12 protein-coding genes are annotated in these 17,551 nt (G+C 73.8%); 8 read left to right on the top strand and 4 right to left on the bottom strand.

Features of this window, described 5'->3' with window-relative positions; all coding sequences use genetic code 11:
* A partial coding sequence (locus tag PV341_RS34310) for a M4 family metallopeptidase (protein ID WP_500359899.1) occupies positions 1 to 2,436 on the top strand: 2,436 nt, incomplete at its 5' end.
* 53 nt (positions 2,437 to 2,489) lie between these two features.
* Here PV341_RS34310 and PV341_RS34315 read toward each other — a convergent pair.
* Positions 2,490 to 3,416 (bottom strand): hypothetical protein, encoded by a 927-nt coding sequence (locus PV341_RS34315; protein ID WP_500359900.1) that lies wholly within the window; start codon positions 3,414 to 3,416, stop codon positions 2,490 to 2,492.
* A gap of 128 nt (positions 3,417 to 3,544) precedes the next feature.
* Between PV341_RS34315 and lepB the strand changes: the two genes are divergently transcribed.
* The 4 genes from lepB to PV341_RS34335 all read left to right on the top strand — a co-directional run bounded on the left by lepB (position 3,545) and on the right by PV341_RS34335 (position 8,494).
* Positions 3,545 to 4,291, top strand: coding sequence for a signal peptidase I (gene lepB, locus PV341_RS34320; RefSeq protein WP_500328904.1), 747 nt, complete (start codon positions 3,545 to 3,547; stop codon positions 4,289 to 4,291).
* Positions 4,292 to 4,423: 132 nt separating this feature from the next.
* A complete protein-coding gene (locus PV341_RS34325; protein WP_500328905.1) occupies positions 4,424 to 5,212 on the top strand; it encodes an IclR family transcriptional regulator in 789 nt (262 codons plus the stop codon).
* Positions 5,213 to 5,687: 475 nt separating this feature from the next.
* Positions 5,688 to 6,950, top strand: a complete 1,263-nt coding sequence (locus PV341_RS34330; protein WP_500328906.1) for a PP2C family protein-serine/threonine phosphatase — start codon at positions 5,688 to 5,690, stop codon at positions 6,948 to 6,950.
* A 59-nt stretch (positions 6,951 to 7,009) separates the two neighbouring features.
* Entirely contained in the window at positions 7,010 to 8,494 is a 1,485-nt protein-coding gene (locus tag PV341_RS34335; RefSeq protein WP_500359901.1) for a SpoIIE family protein phosphatase, read from the top strand.
* 148 nt (positions 8,495 to 8,642) lie between these two features.
* Here PV341_RS34335 and PV341_RS34340 read toward each other — a convergent pair whose 3' ends face one another.
* The gene (locus tag PV341_RS34340) at positions 8,643 to 12,092 is read right to left on the bottom strand and encodes a S8 family serine peptidase (protein WP_500328908.1); all 3,450 of its coding nucleotides are present in this window, start codon (positions 12,090 to 12,092) and stop codon (positions 8,643 to 8,645) included.
* Positions 12,093 to 12,261: 169 nt separating this feature from the next.
* On the opposite strand from PV341_RS34340, the gene PV341_RS34345 reads away from it, so the two are divergent.
* Positions 12,262 to 13,257: a helix-turn-helix transcriptional regulator gene (locus PV341_RS34345; protein ID WP_500328909.1), complete on the top strand. Its 996-nt coding sequence runs from the start codon at positions 12,262 to 12,264 to the stop codon at positions 13,255 to 13,257.
* A gap of 178 nt (positions 13,258 to 13,435) precedes the next feature.
* Positions 13,436 to 15,175, top strand: coding sequence for a ubiquinone-dependent pyruvate dehydrogenase (gene poxB, locus PV341_RS34350; RefSeq protein WP_500328910.1), 1,740 nt, complete (start codon positions 13,436 to 13,438; stop codon positions 15,173 to 15,175).
* 42 nt (positions 15,176 to 15,217) lie between these two features.
* On the opposite strand, the gene PV341_RS34355 is transcribed toward poxB, so the two are convergent.
* Entirely contained in the window at positions 15,218 to 16,096 is an 879-nt protein-coding gene (locus tag PV341_RS34355; protein ID WP_500359902.1) for a DMT family transporter, read from the bottom strand.
* A 133-nt stretch (positions 16,097 to 16,229) separates the two neighbouring features.
* Between PV341_RS34355 and PV341_RS34360 the strand changes: the two genes are divergently transcribed.
* Positions 16,230 to 16,670 (top strand): GNAT family N-acetyltransferase, encoded by a 441-nt coding sequence (locus tag PV341_RS34360; RefSeq protein ID WP_500328912.1) that lies wholly within the window; start codon positions 16,230 to 16,232, stop codon positions 16,668 to 16,670.
* A gap of 45 nt (positions 16,671 to 16,715) precedes the next feature.
* Here the strand turns inward: PV341_RS34360 and PV341_RS34365 are convergent, their stop codons facing one another.
* Positions 16,716 to 17,477, bottom strand: coding sequence for an MBL fold metallo-hydrolase (locus tag PV341_RS34365; RefSeq protein ID WP_500359903.1), 762 nt, complete (start codon positions 17,475 to 17,477; stop codon positions 16,716 to 16,718).
* Positions 17,478 to 17,551 lie beyond the last annotated feature (74 nt).

Genomic DNA, 17,551 nt, shown 5'->3' on the forward strand with positions numbered 1-17,551 from the left:
CGGAAATGTTTTAAAGGGCCCGTCCCGGCCCCCACCGCCGTGCAGCGCGCCGTGCGCCAGGTGGCGGACTCCCTCGCCCGCGGGCCGCGTGCAACCGGCGGCGGGGCCGCACCGTCCCGCTCCGCGACCACGGCCGGTCTGACCGGCACCGACCGCGGGCTGACCGTGCTGCCCACCGGCAAGGGCGTGCTCGCCCGCCACATCACCGTGCGCGGCACCGACCCCGCCACCGGCGCCCCCGTGGTCCAGGAGGTCTACGTCGACGCCGCCACCGGCGTCCTCCGCTTCGAGGCCGGAGCGCTGCGCACCCTCACGGCCGCGGCACCCGCCACCGGAGCGGCAGGGAACGGCGCTTCGACGAGAGCCGCGACTTCCACCGCTCCCGCTACCGCACCGGCGGGCGTCACCGGCAGCGGCAGGCTGCTCAGCGGCACCACCGTGCCGCTGAACCTCAGCAAGGACGCCGCCACCGGTCAGTACCTGCTGCGCGACACCGCGCACATGGCCGACACCAAGACCCACAACGTCATCCAGACCTGGGACGCCTCCAGCCTGTGGTGGATGGACCTCGACGGCGAGTGGCCGGAAGGCGTGGTCCCGTTCGCGATGCCGACCACGAAGGCGCCGCAGGAGATGACCGACAGCGGCGCGGTGGACGCCCACTGGGCGGCAGGGAAGGTGTACGAGTTCTACCGCGGCACCTTCCGGCGCGACAGCCTCGACGACGACGGCATGGCCATCAACTCCCTCGTCGGCGTCACCGCCGAACTCGGCTACCCCTGGGTGAACGCCTTCTGGGACGGCAGCAAGATGGTCTACGGCACCGGTGACGACGAGTACCGCTCCCTCGCCTCCGACCTGGACGTCGTCGGCCACGAGATGACCCACGGCGTGGTCGAGCACACCGCCGACCTCGTCTACGCCGGCCAGTCCGGCGCCATGAACGAGGCCATCGCCGACTACCTCGGCAACGCCATCGACGTCACCGTCAGCCGCACGCGCATGGACGACCCGGACGCCGGTCTGATCGGCGGCGACCTGTGCCGCACGCTGACGCCGAAGGAGTGCGCCTTCCGCGACCTCAACGACGGTGCGGGCACCGCGGACTTCATCAGCATGCCGCTCGGCTCGCGCAACGACCAGGGAGGTGTGCATCTGAACTCGCACATCTTCGGCGGTGCGCTGTGGGACATCCGCGAGAGCCTCGGCGGCGAACTCGCCGACCAGATCGTCTACAAGGCCCTCACCTCCTACATCACCCCCCTCGACGGCTTCACCGAGGGACGCGACGCCGTCATCGCCGCCGCCAGGTCGCTGCACGTCAAGGGCGACCGCCTGGCCAAGGTGAAGAAGGCCTTCGACACCCATGGCATCGTCCCCGGCTGGGAGCAGGACCTGGGCCTCGACAGCGACGTCCTGCTCGGCCGGCTCGGGACCCTGGAGACCGGTCTCGCCAATGACATCGGGCCCGCCACGGGCGGCGGCTGGTGGGCGGTCCCCCGCTCCAGCGCCGACAGCGCGGCACCGTACTCCGTGTGGACCGGCCGCACCGACGGCAAGGGCAGGCCCCGCCAGGTCTCACCGGAGGACGGGCGCTACCACCTCAGCCCCGTGACCGACGGCAAGCGCGTGGTGTGGCTCGCCGTCGGCGACACCTACGACCTCATGTCCGCCCCCGTGACCGGCGGCCCGGCGAAGCGGCTCTACAGCACCTCCTCCGCCTCGATCGGCAGCCTGAGCATGGACGGCGACACGGTCGCCTGGTACGAGAACGACGACCAGGCCCACACCACCCTCCGCTACCTCAAGGGCTCCGACCCCGCCCCGCGCACCGTCCCGCTGAACCGTCCCGACGCCACCGCGGGGGACGCGGACGTCCGGGCCGAGTCGCCCTCCGTGAAGGACGGGCGCATCGCCTACACCGTCAGCGGCTGGTGGGGCGACGACCCCGGCCACCGGCGCGCCGTCGTCGACGTCTACGACACGCGGACGGGCAGGACCGCGCTCGGCACCCCGGGCCGCGCGGTGTGGACCAGCCCGCCCGTGGCGACCTCCTCCGGCGTGTACTGGCTCGCCGACGAGGACCCCTTCGACGAGGGGCAGTCGGCCCTGCGCAGGAGCGGCCTCGACGCCACGGGCACCACGGACGTCATCCCCGCGACCTCGTCCGCGACCATCGGGGCCTGGACCCTGACCGCGTCGGACACGGCCGTCACGCTCACGGTCGACCCGATGGCCCCGACGGGCCTGCCGTACCTGGACACGAAGCTCTACCAGTACACGTCCGAGGGCGCGCCGCTGGGCCGCGTCTCGTGCGCCCCGGGCCGGCAGACGCACGCGGTGGCCGCCACCGGCGGCCGTGTGCTGTGGCTGGACACGACCACCACGTCCTTCGACCTGGTGACCCGCAACCGCCCGGCGGGCGAATGCCGCTGACGGTACGTCCGGTGGGCCGGGGCGCCGCCCCGGCCCACCGGGAACGGGCGCCGTCAGCCCGGCATCGGCAGCTCCACCAGAGCGGCGAGTTCGGCGCGCGTCGCCGGCCGGAGCGTCGACAGGACCAGGCGGGCCGCGGGGAGCCCGGCCTCGCCGGACCCTTGCAGGGTGACGGTGTGGACCAGGTCGTCGCGACGCAGCCGCAGTTCACGGGTGGGGTGGTCGCCGCCGTGGACGATCAGCAGGCGGCCGCCCCCGTCGTCGCGGCAGCGGATCTCCTGGCCGAACGGAACGGGGCAGCCGCGCGCGTCGACGCGCCGCGTGTCGTGTCCGGCGCGTTCGACCTGGAGGCCCAGGGCCGGGGAGTCGGTGCTCTCGTAGCGGGCGCCGAAACCGTCGGCGCTCGCGCCCCCGACGTGCAGCGTGTAGCCGGGCGGCGGGTCACCGACTCGCAGCAGGGCGCGGTCCACGCCGTTGGCGCTCAGCCATGCGTCGAGGGTGGGCGGGCGTGCGGCGTCCCAGGCGGCGTACGCCCCGCCCGCCGCGAGGACGCCGGCCGCGGCGAGAGCGGTGAGCCGGGCCCTGGCGCCGGGCAGGAGGAAGGCGGCGGCGAGCGCGTGACAGGTCCCTCCCGCGGCGAACAGCACGCCCCGGTCCGCCAGGTGGCCGACGTGGTGGAGCACCACGGCCACGGCGAGCGCCCCGGCGGTTCCGGACGTGTACACCCCGGCCGTCCAGCCCCACAACCCCGCCGCCCGTCGGGTGAGCGGCACGACGGGCCGGGCGGCGCGGGCCAGCCCTGCGAGCAGGGCCGCCGCCAGGGCCACCCCGCAGGCGAGCACGACCGCCAGGACCGCCGGCCTGCCGAGGAACAGCGCGAAGAGCACCGCCTGGAACTGGACGGCGGTCAGCGCGCAGCCCACGCACCAGACCGCTGCCAGATGTGCGGCCACGGCGGTCGCGTCGTTCTTCCCGATCATGTCCTTTCACCACGCGCGGGCCGGTGCCCCGGTTCCCCGCCCGCGGGAGAGCGGGGCGGGAACTCCTGATCGTTCAGGTGTACGGGCACGTACCGCGCCCGTCGTACCGACACCGTGAAGGAGCAGGCATGACCGCTGGGGAGGACGGCCGGACGGGGTTCCGCGGCACCGGGGAGGGCGCACCGGAGGCGCCGGCCCGCCGGAGACGGCCCCGAAGGGTCCGGGCGCAGCGTCCCTGGTGGCAGGAGCTGCCGATCCTCGTCGTCGTGGCACTGGTCATGGCCCTGGGGATCAAGACCTTCTTCGTGCAGGCCTTCTCCATCCCGTCGGGTTCCATGCAGAACACCCTGCAGGTGGGCGACCGGGTCCTGGTCGACAAGCTCACCCCGTGGTTCGGGGCGACCCCACAGCGCGGCGAGGTGGTCGTCTTCCGCGATCCCGGCGGCTGGCTGAACGGCCAGCCGCAGCAGAGCGGCGGCAACGTGATCACCAAGGCGTTCGCATTCATCGGACTGGCGCCCTCCTCCGACGAGCGGGACCTCATCAAACGCGTGATCGCGGTCGGCGGCGACACCGTGGAGTGTGAGCGCGGCGAGCCGGTCATGGTGAACGGGAAGCCGCTGGACGAGCCGTACGTCTACCCCGGCGCCACGCCGTGCGACGACCTCCCGGTCGGAAAGGTCACGGTCCCCGAGGGCCACCTGTGGGTGATGGGCGACCACCGCGACGCCTCGTGGGACTCACGCGCCCACGTGAACGAACCCGGAGGGGGCTTCGTGCCCCTGGACGACGTGGTCGGCCGCGCCTTCGTCGTCGCCTGGCCGGTGCCACGGTGGTCCACGCTGCCGGTGCCCGCGACCTTCGACCGGTCCTGACCTGCGGCGGCCCGGCCCCGCACGGCAAGGGCCGCCTTGCTTGACCCCTCGCAGCACGGCACCGACAGTAGGGAGGTGCCACGATGCGGGACCGCTTCCCGCCATGCGAGGACGAGAGAAGGCGATGCGCCCATGAGCGCCGATCGCGATCGCAACGGGGCGGCGAACGGCTCCGTGCAGGTGGTCCAGAAGTCCGCCCAGATCCTGGACTGCTTCTCCGCGACCACCCCCCGCCTCCAGGCGTCGGAGATCGTCCGCAGGACCGGGCTGCCGTCCTCCACCGTCGCACGCATCCTGCGCACGCTCGTCCGGGAGAACCTCCTCCAGCGCGAGGGGACCGCCTACAGCATCGGTCTGCGGGTGATCGCCTGGTCGGCCGCGGCCACCGCCGCCTCGGACCTCATCGCCACGGCCAGACCCCTGGTGACGGCCCTGCGGGACCGGTGCGGCGAGTGCTGCGGCCTGCAGGTCCGGCAGGGCGGCAGGCGCGTCACCGTGATCTGGGCGCAGTCGACGCACTCGATCGTCTACCGGGGCCACGTCGGCCAGGTCATGCCCCTGCAGCCCAGCGCGGCGGGCAAGGTCTTCATGGCCTTCGACCCGGAGGTCCTCGCCCTCGTCCTGGACGAGGGCCTGACGGCCCGTACCCCGCGGACCGTGGTGGACCCGGCGGTCCTGCGGGGGCAGCTCGAGGAGGTCAGGGAGCAGGGCTGGGCGTTCTCCGAGGAGGAGCTCGAGCCCGGCCTGAACTCACTGGCCGTCCCGGTCCGCTCCAGCGAGGGCCGGGTGATCGCGGCGGTGAGCCTCGGGGGACCCTCGCACCGTGTCACCTCCGCCCGGGCCAAGGACCTCGCGGTCCAGGCGATCGACTGCGCGTCGGCCATCGCCGAGGGGCGGATGTGGCGGGGCAACGACGGCTAGCGCACGCGGCGCGCACCCGCCGCGTCCCGGCGCCGACCCGGTTGCCTTGACGATGTCCCATGCGGGTCGCACAGTGGATACCGCATTGCGGCAATGGCTTCCACGATGCGGCAAAGTGAGGACGGTGGAGCCATGATCCAGACGAGTCCGCGCGCCTGCCGGTGTCCGGACACAGCCGGTGTGGGCTCCGTTCACCCGCCCCTGGCGCCCGGCGGCGACGGATGCCCCGTCATGGACCGGCGGCTGCCGGTGTTACCGCCCGCCCCGTACGGCCCCACCAGGGCGGCCGCGTCCCGGTCCCCCCGCGCAGGCCGCCCTTGACCGTCCCGGCCGACCGGCCGGACCCCCACCGGGCCGGGTGACGTCCCGTCCGTCCGCAGGGACGCGGCCACGCGTTCCCACCGTGCCGGAAGACGCAGGCGCACCGCATGCGTCCCGTCCGCGCACGGCGTACGAACCACCCGCAGGACCCCCCATGAATCTCTTCTCTTCCCCCGTCCCGACAACAGGGCAGGCAGGGGCCCGCATCCGCCCATCCGGAGCGCGGCTCGCCGGCGGACGGGGGAGGCACCTCAGGCGCGCCGGCCGGGCCGGCGAGCGCGTCCCCAAGCCGGGCATCCACACCCAGGTGTCCCTGCCGGCCGGACTGATCGCGGCGATCACCCTGGCCGGGTCCGTCGCCCCCGTGGCCATCCACCTGTCCCCGCTGCTGGTGGCCGCCCCCACCTCTACGGCCGCGTTCGCGCGCGCCCGGTTCACCGCGTTCGTGGCCCTCGTCGCCAGCGCCGCGATGCTGGTCGTCGACCGCCACGACGGGCTGCTGCACTCGTCGGTCCTGCCCATCCACATCGGTGCGCTGCTGGCGGTCTCCGGCTTCGTCATCGCCGCGCGCACGCTGCACGACCGCGACCTGAGGGAACTCAACGAGGTGCGGGCGGTTTCCGAAGCGGCCCAACGGGTGTTGCTGCGGCCGATCCCGCCACGCATGGGCCCGCTGCGGGTCGCCTCCGTCTACCGTGCGGCCGCCGCGCACGCCCTGGTGGGCGGGGACCTGTTCGGCGCCGCCCGCACCGGCGGGACGACGAGGTTCCTGATCGGCGACGTCCGCGGCAAGGGGCTGCCGGCCGTGGAGGACGCGTCCGTCCTCCTCTGCGCGTTCCGCGAGGCCGCCCACCACCACGCGACCCTGCCCGGGCTGGCGGCCTCGCTGGAACTCAGTGTCGAAAGGCATCTGGCCCAGCTCACCGAGGCCGACCCCGAGGCCGGTGAGCGCTTCGTCACCGCCCTCCTGGTGGAGGTCCCCGACGACACCGACGTCGTACGGGTCGTCAGCTGCGGGCACCCGCCGCCGCTGGTGCGGCACTGCGGCCGGGTCACCACCTTGGAGGCGCACCGGCCCGCACCGCCCTTCGGGCTGGCGGGCGACGCCCCGGACGACTACCACCTCGACACCTTCGCGTTCGGCGCCGGGGACACCCTCCTGCTGTACACCGACGGCGCCATCGAGGCCCGGGACGCCTCGGGCGGCTTCTACCCGCTCCACGAACGGGCCGGCACCTGGAGCTGGGAGGCGCCGGACGAACTGCTGCGGAACGTCGGCGAGGACCTGGACGCCCACACCGGGCGGCACCTCGACGACGACCTCGCGATGGTGGCGGTGCAGCGCCCGTCCGTGCCGGGCGCCGGCCAGGGCCCGCCCGCCCCGCGGTCGCACCATCCGGCGGAGGCCGCCCCGTGACCGGCGGGCGGACGGTGCGGGCGAACGGACGCACCGGTCACGGCAGGGTGCTGGCGAGCATGACCGCGCTCTGGTTCCCGTGGGGCATCGGCCCCCTGCTGCTCCTCGGCTACCTCGGGGCCATCTGCGCGGTCCAGCTGGAAGCGTCCTCGGGCGGCCTGGTCCGATGGTCGCAGTACTCGGCGTTCGTGCCCCTCGTGGCAGCCTCCCTGCTGCCCGTCAGGCGCACCTTCGTCATCGGCGCCGCCACGCTCGCCGCCAGCGTGGTGATCTACGGCTTCGCGATCCGCGGGGTGTCGGTGGGCGGGCGGACCGTGGTCATCCTGGCGGCCGCGCTGTCCTTCGCCCTCAGCCTCGTCCTGTGCCGGGTCCGCCTGTGGCTGCAGCGCCGGCAGTGCGCGGCCGCGGGGTCGTGCTTCTCCGCGGAACCCGCCGTCACGGCGTCGGCGGAACCCTCGCACGACGGGAACAAGATCGCCCCGGCGCCCCCCGACGGCCTTCCGGTCACGTCCCTGCCGCGGTCGGCGGCGGTGGAGGTCGTCGGCCGCTGCCTGCCCGCCTGCGACCATTCCGGGCCGAGTGCCCACTGGCTCGACGCCATCCCGCTGCCCGGCGCCCGGGTCGCCCTCGTGGCCGGCTCGGTCTCCGCCCAGGACGGGTCGGCGGCGGGCGAGGCGGCCGCCGAACTGCGGGCGGCGGTGCGCACGCTGGCCGACATCGACCTCCAGCCGGACGAGTTGCTCACCCATCTCGACGACGTGCTCGGCCGGCTGCGCCCCGCGGGCACGGGCGTCAGCGCCGCCTGCCTGTACGCGGTCTACGACCCGGTGTCCGGCCGGTGTTCGCTCGCCGGCGCCGGGCACCCCGCGCCGGTCGTCCTCACTCCCGACGGCGCGGTCACGACGGTCGTGCTCCCGCCGTCCCGGCCCCTGGGGAAGGCACGGCCGTCCTCCGAGGCCACCGAGCTGGACCTGCCCGCGGGCAGTCTCCTGCTGGTGCACACCGACACCCGCCTCGGCGGGCCGGCCACCGAGGAACTGCTGCGCACCCTCACCAGCGTCCGGCAGGAAGGCCCCACCCTCGACGCCGTGTGCCGCTCCGTCCTGCGCGCCCTGCCCGAGGCCGACCGGCCCTGCACCGCGGTCCTCGCCGCCCGTACCCGCACCTTCGACAGCTGCGCCGTCGCCACCTGGGACCTGACGGCCGACCCCGCCGCCGTCTCCCACGCGCGCAAGCACGTGGCGGGGAAGCTCGCCGCCTGGGGGCTTCCGGACGCCACACCGACGACGGAACTCATCGTCAGCGAACTCGTCACCAACGCCATCCGCCACGCCCTTCCGCCGGTCCGGCTCCGTCTCATCCGCCACGACGACGGCCTGACCTGCGAAGTCTCCGACAGCAGCAGCACCACGCCGCACCTGCGGCGGGCCCGCACCCTCGACGAGAGCGGCCGCGGACTGTTCATCGTCGCCCAGCTCACCCAGCGCTGGGGCTGCCGCCACACCCAGGAGGGCAAGACCATCTGGGCCAAACAGCCCTGCTGAGCCGTCATCGCCGTCGGCACGGAACGGCCGCCGGAACGAGGAATGCGGAACGAGGAACGAGGAACGACGAACAGGGGACGACGAACGCGGCGGTCCCGCGCCCGGGGAGCCCGGGCGCGGGACCGCCTGTGTCGGCCGCTCGCAGGAATCACTTCCGTACGGTGAACTCCCCCGTCAGCGCGCCGAGCCGGACGCTGTAGGTACCGGCCGTGCCACGGCGCACGGTGAACTCGACGCGGACGTCGTGCCCGGCCCGGACGCGGACCGTGCTGCGCTGCTCGACCGCGTCCCCGACCAGGAGCACGGCCTCGTAGTCACCGGTCCGCTCGCCGACGTTCTTGACGCGGGCGGAGACGTGCACCGCCTTGCCGGCCCGGGCGCCGTGCGGGGTCACGGACAGCCCGCTCAGCGCGAAGACCGGTTCCGGGCCCGCGACCCGGTCGTGGACGAAGACGTCGTACCGGCGGTTGGTGTCGTCGGCGACGAGGTTCGTCGCGGCGCTCTCGAACGCCACGTACCGCCCGTCCCCGCTGAGGGAGGGGAGGTCGGACGCGCCGTCGGCCTCCGCCCCCTCCAGACCGGTGGACACGCGCTCGGTCGTACCGGCCGTGCGGTCGCGGACGAAGACGTCCACCTGCCGGTTGGTGTCGACGGTGGCGAGGTTGGTCGCGTAGCTGTAGAAGGCGACCTTGCTGCCGTCGTCGCTCAGCGCGGGCGCGAAGGCCCAGTCGTCGGCCGGGGCCTCGGCGGAGTTCACGGAGACCTGCTCGGAGGTGCCGGTCCGCAGGTCCTGGGTGAAGAGCTGCCAGTTGTTGGTGAAGGCGACGACCCGGCCGTCGGCGCTGATCACGGGACCGGTGTTCTCGCCGGGCCGCGGGCCGGGCACCAGGGTGGTGGTGCCGGTCTGCCGGTCGCGGACGAAGACGTCGAGTTCGCCGTCGGTGTCGCCGGGCACCAGGTTGCCCGCGGCGCTCTGGAAGGCGACGTAGCGTCCGTCGGCGCTGACCGACTGCTCCCTGGAGGCGCCGTCGCCGGGACCGCCGTCGGCGCCTTGCGAGATCCGGCTGGTGGTGCCGGTCTGCCGGTCGCGGACGAAGACGTCGGTGGTGTTGTTGGTGTCGCCGGGCACCAGGTTGTCGGCGTCGCTGTTGAACACCGCGTAGCGCCCGTCGGCGCTGAGGGCGGGGGCGGAGGACAGCCCGTTGCCCTGGGTGTCGTCGGAGGCGACGGACACGCGCTCGGTGGTGCCGGTCCTGCGGTCGTGCACGAAGCTGTCGGTCTGCTGGTTGGTGTCGCCGGGCACGAGGTTGGTGGCGCCGCTGTTGAAGCCGACCCACCGCGCGTCGGCGCTGAGCGTGGGCGTCAGGGAGAAGCTGTCGGCCTGGGCGCCGTCGGAGGCGACCGACACGCGCTCGGTCTCCCCGGTGTTCAGGTCGGTGACGAAGACGTCGAGTTCGCCGTTGGTGTCGCCGGGGGCGAAGTTGGAGGCCGGGCTGGCGAAGGCCATCGCGGAGCCGTCGGCGCTCAGCTTGGGCCACCACGCCTCATGGTTGCCCTGCTTGCCCTCGGAGGTCAGCGACACGCGTTCGGTCGCGGACGGCCGGGGCAGTTGCAGGGCGGCGCGGGCCGCAGGACCCGATCCGCGGACGACGACCCGTACGGGCTTGGAGCGGGAGATCCCCGAGGCGTTCGCGGACACTTCGTAGGCGCCGACGGGGACGTCGCGGATGGTGTAGCGGCCCTCGCGGTCGGTCGTCGCCTTCAGCGGGTCGGGGACGTCGAGGACGGTGACGGTCGCCCCGGGCACCGTGGAGCCCGTCGGGCCGAAGGTGACCCGGCCGGTGATCACCCCGCGGCGGGTCCGGTCGAGCCGCGGGGAGACGTCGGTGTACCGGTCGGTCCGCACCCGCGCGGTGATCTCCTGCGCCACGTAGCCGAAGCGGGTGAGCCGCAGTTCGTGCGGGCCGGCGGCGAGGCGCAGCTCGAACCGGCCGTCGGCGCCGGTGGTGACGGTGCGTCCGCTACTGGTGAGGGCGACGGTGACTCCGGCCAGCGGACGGCCGGTCCTGGTGTCCTTGACCGTGCCGCGCACGCCGCTGCGCAGCGCGGCCTCCTTCACCGCGGCGTAGGCGTCGATGCGGCCCCAGCCGTAGCGCGGGTTGGGGCGCGCGCCGTAGCGCTGGTCGAAGAAGGAGGTGCCGGTGAGGATGCCGAGGGCGTCGTCGACGGTGAGGCCGGGGCGCGCCTGGAGCATCAGCGCGACCGTGCCGGACACATGGGGCGTGGCCATGGAGGTGCCGCTGAGCAGCCCGTACTCGCCACCCGGGAGGGTCGACAGGACATCCACGCCGGGGGCGGAGACGTCAGGCACCACGTACGACTGCGGCCATTCGGCGGGCGCGTCGATCCAGTCGCTGCGGTCGACGACCTCGCCGCAGGAGAAGTCGGCCACGTCGTCGGCGTCATCGGTGGCCCCGACGGACACGGCCTCGTACACGTTGCCGGGGCTGGCGGAGCCGCTGACGCACTGGTTGCCGATGGCAAAGGAGGGGAACACGCCGGCGCGGTAGATGTTCCGGGTGGGCTCGATCAGTTCGTCCGCGTAGCCCTCGGCCCCGAGCGACATGCTGACCACGTCGGCGGGTTCGCCTGCGGGCCTGCCCTCGGCGTCGTACGGGGCGATCGCCCACTCCATGCCCGCGATCACCTGGGCGAGCGTGCCCGAGCCGCCGGGGATGATCAGTCCGGCCATGAGGTCGGCGCCCGGTGCGACGCCGATCGCGGTGCCCGAGGCGTCGCCGCCCGCGATGGTGCCCGCCACGTGGGTGCCGTGGTAGCTGCTGTCGTGCGGGAGGGAGGCCACGGGCTCACCGGTCCCGCTGAACTCCAGCCAGCCGCCGGGGTGGGCAGGGTCCTTGGCGTCGTCGGTGGTGAGCTTCCCGGCGAGGTCGGGGTGGTCGATGTCGACGCCGGTGTCCAGGACGGCGACGCGCACGCCCTCGCCGGTGGGCCCCTGCTCGGCGCGCACCTTGTCGACGCCGATCTTCGTCAGGCCCCAGGTGCTCGGCGCGGCGGCCGCCGCGCGGGTCGCCTTGGCGTCCTTGTCCGGCTCGGCAGGGGGCGCCTGGAGGGTGAAGTTGGGGATGATGTGGTCGACCGGGGCGAGGGAGGCGAGCTCCTGGAGGGTCTGCGGCGTGACCTTCACCAGGACCATGTTCTTCAGCCAGAAGGTGTTGAGCACCTGGTCGCCGCGCGACTCGACGAGGTCCACGACCGGGGACTGCACGGACCGTGCGCTGCGGGTGAGTTCGTCCCGCACCGCGCCCGGGTCCGCGGCCTGCCCGGGGAGTCCTGCGCGGTCGCGCAGCACCACGGCCGCCTCGACGCGTCCGTCACCCCGTGCCCGGACGGCGTCCATCCTGCGCAGCAGCGTGGGGTCGATCTTCTCCCGGCCGGCCTTCACCGGGCCCGGCGCCACCGGACCGTTCTCCTGTGCCGCGGCCGGGAGCGCCGTGAGCAGCAGCGTGCACAACCCGAGGGCCGGCAACCAGACGCGGTGGCGCCGTTGTCGGAGCGAGCGGCGGGCGGGCGGCGGCATGGGCGCTCCTTCGTGCGACGTGTGTCCACGTCCTCGAACCGGAATGTCGACGTACCGCGGGGAACGCTGACATCCGGTTCACCGGGCTGACAAGATGATCGCCGGGCGACTTCCCGTCAGGTGACGGAAGTACGACACATGAAGAGAGCACGAAGGCGGACCGCGGACCATGCTCGAATCCATCGGCCTGAGCCGGCAGGACGAATCGGTGTACGAGTCCCTCGTGCGCCGGGTACACGCCACGGTCGCAGACCTGGCCCACGACTGCCGGCTGCCCGCTCCCGCGACGCGGCGCAGCGTGCGGTCGCTGGTCTCCCTCGGCCTCGCCGTGCGCTCCACCGGACGCCCCGTCACCTACGCCGCGGTCTCACCGGACAGCGCCCTGGAAGCCGTACTGCGCGACAGGGAACGGGCGTTGAACGACGTGCGCTCCCATGTCTCCGGCCTGATGGACCTGTACCGCGCGGGCACGCGGTTCGTGAACCCCGGCGAGCTGGTCGAGGTCGTCTCGGGGCGGGACGACGTCAACCGCCGCTGGGCGCAGCTCCAGCAGAGCACGCGCACGCAGGTCCGGGGCTTCGACCGGCCGCCGTACGCGTCGGTCGAGGAGCACACCGAGCCCAACCCGATCGAGCTCGAACTGCTCAAGCGCGGCGTCGCCTACCGCGTCATCTACGACAGCACCGTGCTCGCCCTGCCCGGCTGGCTCGCGGACGTCACCGTCGGCGTCCGGCACGGCGAACAGGCCCGGGTCGCGGCCGGCCTGCCGATGAAGCTGGCCATCTCCGACGACCGGCTGGCCATCATCCCCCTGCTGCGCCCCGGCGACGACGCGGTGACGGCGTCCTACCTGATCCACCCCTCCCCCCTGCTCGACGCGCTGATCGCCCTCTTCGAGGCGGTCTGGGAGCGCGCGGTTCAGGTACGCCTCCCGGCGAACGGCGCCTCCCCGGGAAGGCTGGAGCCGGCGCCGGACGGGCTGTCCGCCGAGGAGGCGAAACTGCTGACGCTGCTCGCCGCGGGCGCCACCGACAAATCGGCCGGCCGCGCCCTGGGTTGGAGCGAACGGACCGTCCAGCGCCACGTCACCCGGCTCATGCAGCGCTTCGGCGCCCAGACGCGTTTCCAGATCGCCATGGAGGCCACCCGCCGCGGGTGGATCTGACAAGGCTCCGCCCGACGCCCCGGCGCCCCGGCGCCCCGACGCCTCACGCGCCGCGTCCCGGCGAGACCCTGCAGATCCTCTGAGCGCCGTGTCGCTCCCGCGGACCGGACGGGATGTCACAAAATGTCCGGGGTGCCGCGGGCACCGCGCCATTCCGACGAGCCGCCAGGGAGTCCTCTTGGGTACCACCGTCGCAGATGTCATGGTCGCGGCTCTCGCATCCTCCGGTGTACGGCGGGTGTACGGCCTGCCGGGGGACTCGCTGAACGGCTTCACCGACGCCCTGCGCCGCAACGGGACCGTCGCGTGGGCCCACGTGCGGCACGAGGAGACCGCGGCCTTCGCCGCGGCGGGCGAGGCCGCGGTCACCGGACGGCTCGCGGTGGCGGCGGGCAGCTGCGGACCGGGGAACCTGCACCTCATCAACGGGCTGTTCGACGCACAGCGCAGCCGTGTGCCGGTGCTGGCGATCGCCGCGCACATCCCGCGGGCCGAGATCGGCGGCGAGTACTTCCAGGAGACGCATCCGCAGGAACTGTTCCGCGAGTGCAGCGTCTACCGCGAGATGGCGAGCCTGCCGGAGCAGGTCCCGCGGCTGCTGCGCATCGCGATGCGCTCGGCGCTGGAGCGCAGGGGCGTCGCGGTGCTGGTGATCCCGGGCGAGCTGTTCCTGGCCGGCATCGACCTGCCTGTCCCGCCCCGGCCCGTGGTCGGGACCTCCTCGCACGTGCGGCCGGACGACGCCGCCCTTGCCCGCGCCGCGGAGGTCCTCAACAGGGCGGAACGGGTCACCATCCTCGGCGGCGCGGGCTGCCACGACGCGCACGACGAGGCGGTGGCCCTGGCCGACGCGCTGAAGGCGCCGACGGTGCACGCGCTGCGCGGCAAGGAGTTCCTGGAGCACGACAACCCGTACGACGTGGGTCTGACCGGCCTGATCGGCTACAGCTCCGGCTACCGGGCGATGGAGCACTGCGACGCGCTGCTGATGCTCGGCACCGACTTCCCGTACCGCCAGTTCTACCCGGGCCCCGACGTGCCGGTCGTCCAGGTCGACGTCCGCGGCGAGCACATCGGGCGGCGCACCGACGTCGACGTGCCGCTGGTCGGCACCGTCAAGGACACCGCCGCCGCGCTGCTCCCGCTGCTCCGTCCCCGGGCCGACCGGTCCTTCGCCGACCGGATGACCGGCCACTACCGGAAGGTGCGCGGCCGGCTGGACCACCTCGCGGCGGCCGGTCCTTCGGACTCCCCCATGCACCCCCAGCACGTCGCCGCCACCGTCGACAAGCTCACGACCCCGGACGCCGTCTTCACCGCCGACGTCGGCACCCCCACGGTGTGGGCAGCCCGCTACCTGACGATGAACGGCCACCGGCGGCTCATCGGCTCGTTCAACCACGGCACGATGGCCAACGCCCTGCCGCACGCCATCGGCGTCCAGGCCTCCCATCCGGGACGCCAGGTCGTGGCCCTGTGCGGAGACGGCGGCCTGAGCATGCTCCTCGGGGAGCTGCTCACACTCCGTCAGCTGAACCTGCCCGTCAAGATCGTGGTCTTCAACAACACCGCGCTCTCCTTCGTGGAGCTGGAGATGAAGGCCGCGGGCATCGTCAACTTCGGCACCGACCTGGGCGAGGCGGACTACGCCGGGGTCGCCCGGGCGGCGGGGCTGTTCGGCGCCAGGGCCGAACAGCCGGGCCAGCTCGCCGAGGCGCTCTCGGCCGCGCTCGACCACGACGGCCCCGCGCTGGTCGACGCCCGTACCGCGCGCCACGAGCTGTCGCTGCCCCCGAAGATCACCTACGGCCAGCTCAAGGGGTTCACCCTCTTCGCGACCCGAACGATCCTGTCCGGGCGGGCGGACGAGATCGTGGAGCTGGCGAAGACCAATCTGCGGGATCTCGGCTTCGACTGAACGCGCGGCGGGGCGGGACCGCGGACGCCCGCCGGGTGCCGCTCAGCGGGGTGCGTCCGGCGCCACCAGCGTGCGGACGAGCGGGACCCGGACCAGGACGAACGCGCCCGCCACCACGAGCAGCGCGCCCAGCAGCATGGGCAGGAGCCACCAGCCTCCCCGCAGGCGCTCCTCGAACACCGTCACGCCCAGCGCGAGGCTCACGGTCGCGTCCCCCAGCGTCAGCGCGGGCTGGGAGGCCACCAGGGGACCGGACTGCATGGCGTTCTCCAGGAGGAAGACGGCCGCGACCCCGACGAGCGCGAAGCCGTAGGTCTGCCACGCGGTGAAGAAGGCGGCCGCACCGTCGGTGGCCCACACCTGCGTGGCGTCCTTCAGGAGCCCGGCGGTCAGCGCGTAGCAGATGGCCGCCGACAGGCCGAAGCAGGCGGCGCGCACCCGGCCCTCGGGACGCCGGACGGCGGTGCCGACCAGCACCAGGACGGCGGCGGCACAACTCGGCACCGCCATCGCCCACAGGCCGGTGCGCGGCCGGTCGACCCCGCCGCTCGGTGACGCGGCCCACAACCCCACGCCCAGCCCCACCACCATGGCGGCGACGGCGGCCCAGCCACGCGGCGGAAGCCGGCGGCGCAGCACCAGGCCGCCGATGAACAGGGCGAAGGGCAACTCCAGGACGAACAGCGGCTGGACGAGCGAGAGCGCGCCGTTGAGCAGGGCCAGGGCCTGGAACGCGGCCGCCGCGATCACCGCGCCGAATCCGGCGAGCCACACGGGCTTGCGCAGCAGTTCGCCCATGAGGGCCGGACGCAGCCCCACCGAGAGCGGGACCGTGCGGGCCGCGTAGCGCTGGAGCACGGTGGCCAGGGCGTTGCTGACGGCCGCGAGCAGCGCGAACAACACGGCAAGGGTGGTCTGCACCAGGGCTCTCCTCCGGATCCCGGCCCACGCTAACCGCTGCGCTCCCCCACCGCGCCGCGCGACGCGTCGCAGGCCGTCCGGCATCCGGCAAATGCGGTTGACGCCGCTCGCCGTCCACCGGTTTCCTGCTGCGATGTCGACCCTTCGCATCGAACGGCCCCATGGCGACGCCATGCTCGAGGACTGGCGGTTCGTCCACAACACGATCATCCCCACCGGCCCGCTCTCCCTCGACGACGTGCGCGAGCGATCGCAGCGCAACCACCTGGAGGTCGCCTACCTCGGTGACGCCGTCGTGGGCTGCACGACCGTGCGGCCGCCCACCGGCGAGGAGGCCACGGCCACGGTCATCGCCCGGGTGCTGCCCGACCACCGGGGGCAGGGCTTCGGCATGCGGCTCTACACCCGGGGGATCGACCGGGCGCGCGAGTTGGGCGCGGCGGCGGTCGAGACGGTCGTCCTGGCGTCCAACACCGAGGGGCTGCGTTTCGCGGAGGCGCGGGGCTTCGTCGAGGTCGAACGCTACGTGCTGCCCGGGGACACCATCGCCTACGTCACCCTGCGGCTGGCCTGAGGCCCCCACCCGTACCCGCGGCCCGCTGACCCCGGCGGAGCACGGTCAGGAGCGGTCCGCGGGAGCGCTGCGGCGCAGGTAGCGCTCCGCCACCTCGCGCAGCCGGTCACGGCCGAAGCTCCGCCCGTGGCCGGGGTGGACGACGGAGACGTCCAGGTCGGCGAGGAAGGCCGCGGTGCGCCGGTAGGCCGTCACGTCGGACTCGGGCAGGTCGTCGACGAGGTAGCCGTCGTAGACGGCATCGCCGGAGTACAGCGCCCCCGTGCGCTCCTCGAGGAGGGCGACGGAGCCCGGCGTGTGCCCCGGGAGGTGGAGGACGGTGAGGGTTCGGTCGCCGAGGTCGATCCGCTCGTCCCCGCTCAGGGTGCGGGTGAGGGTCACCGGGCCGATGCCGTAGCTGCCGGGGTCGTACCCGGGGCCGGGCAGGGCGTCGAGGAGGAGGTCCGGGAAGGACGCGCCCACGTCCTCGGTGCCGAGCCGTTCGGCGAGTTCGGGCCCGTACAGGCTCGCCGGCACGCCGCGCGCCAGAGCCACGGCGTCCGCGGTGTGGGCGACGCGCTCGGTGAACTCGTGGGCGCCGCCGACGTGGTCGAGGTGTGCGTGGGTGAGGAGCAGCAGCGGCTCCCTCGCGAAGACGTCCGGGACCTCCCGGCGCAGGGGCACCACCCCGAGACCGGCGTCCACCACGAGGTCGCGTTCGGAGCCGTGCAGCCACCACACGTTGGCCTTCACGATCTCGTGGGCGTGCGGCTCGCTGATGCGGACGATTCCGTCCTCGACGTCGCGTCGCTCGTACCAGTGCGTCATACCGCCCCAGTGTCCTCGCCCCGGACGCCGGCCCGGAGGCGGGGTCCACGAGTGGAGCAGGGGCGGGGCCGAAG

The sequence above is a fragment of the Streptomyces sp. PA03-1a genome, assembly GCF_033792805.1.
Lineage (GTDB): Bacteria > Actinomycetota > Actinomycetes > Streptomycetales > Streptomycetaceae > Actinacidiphila.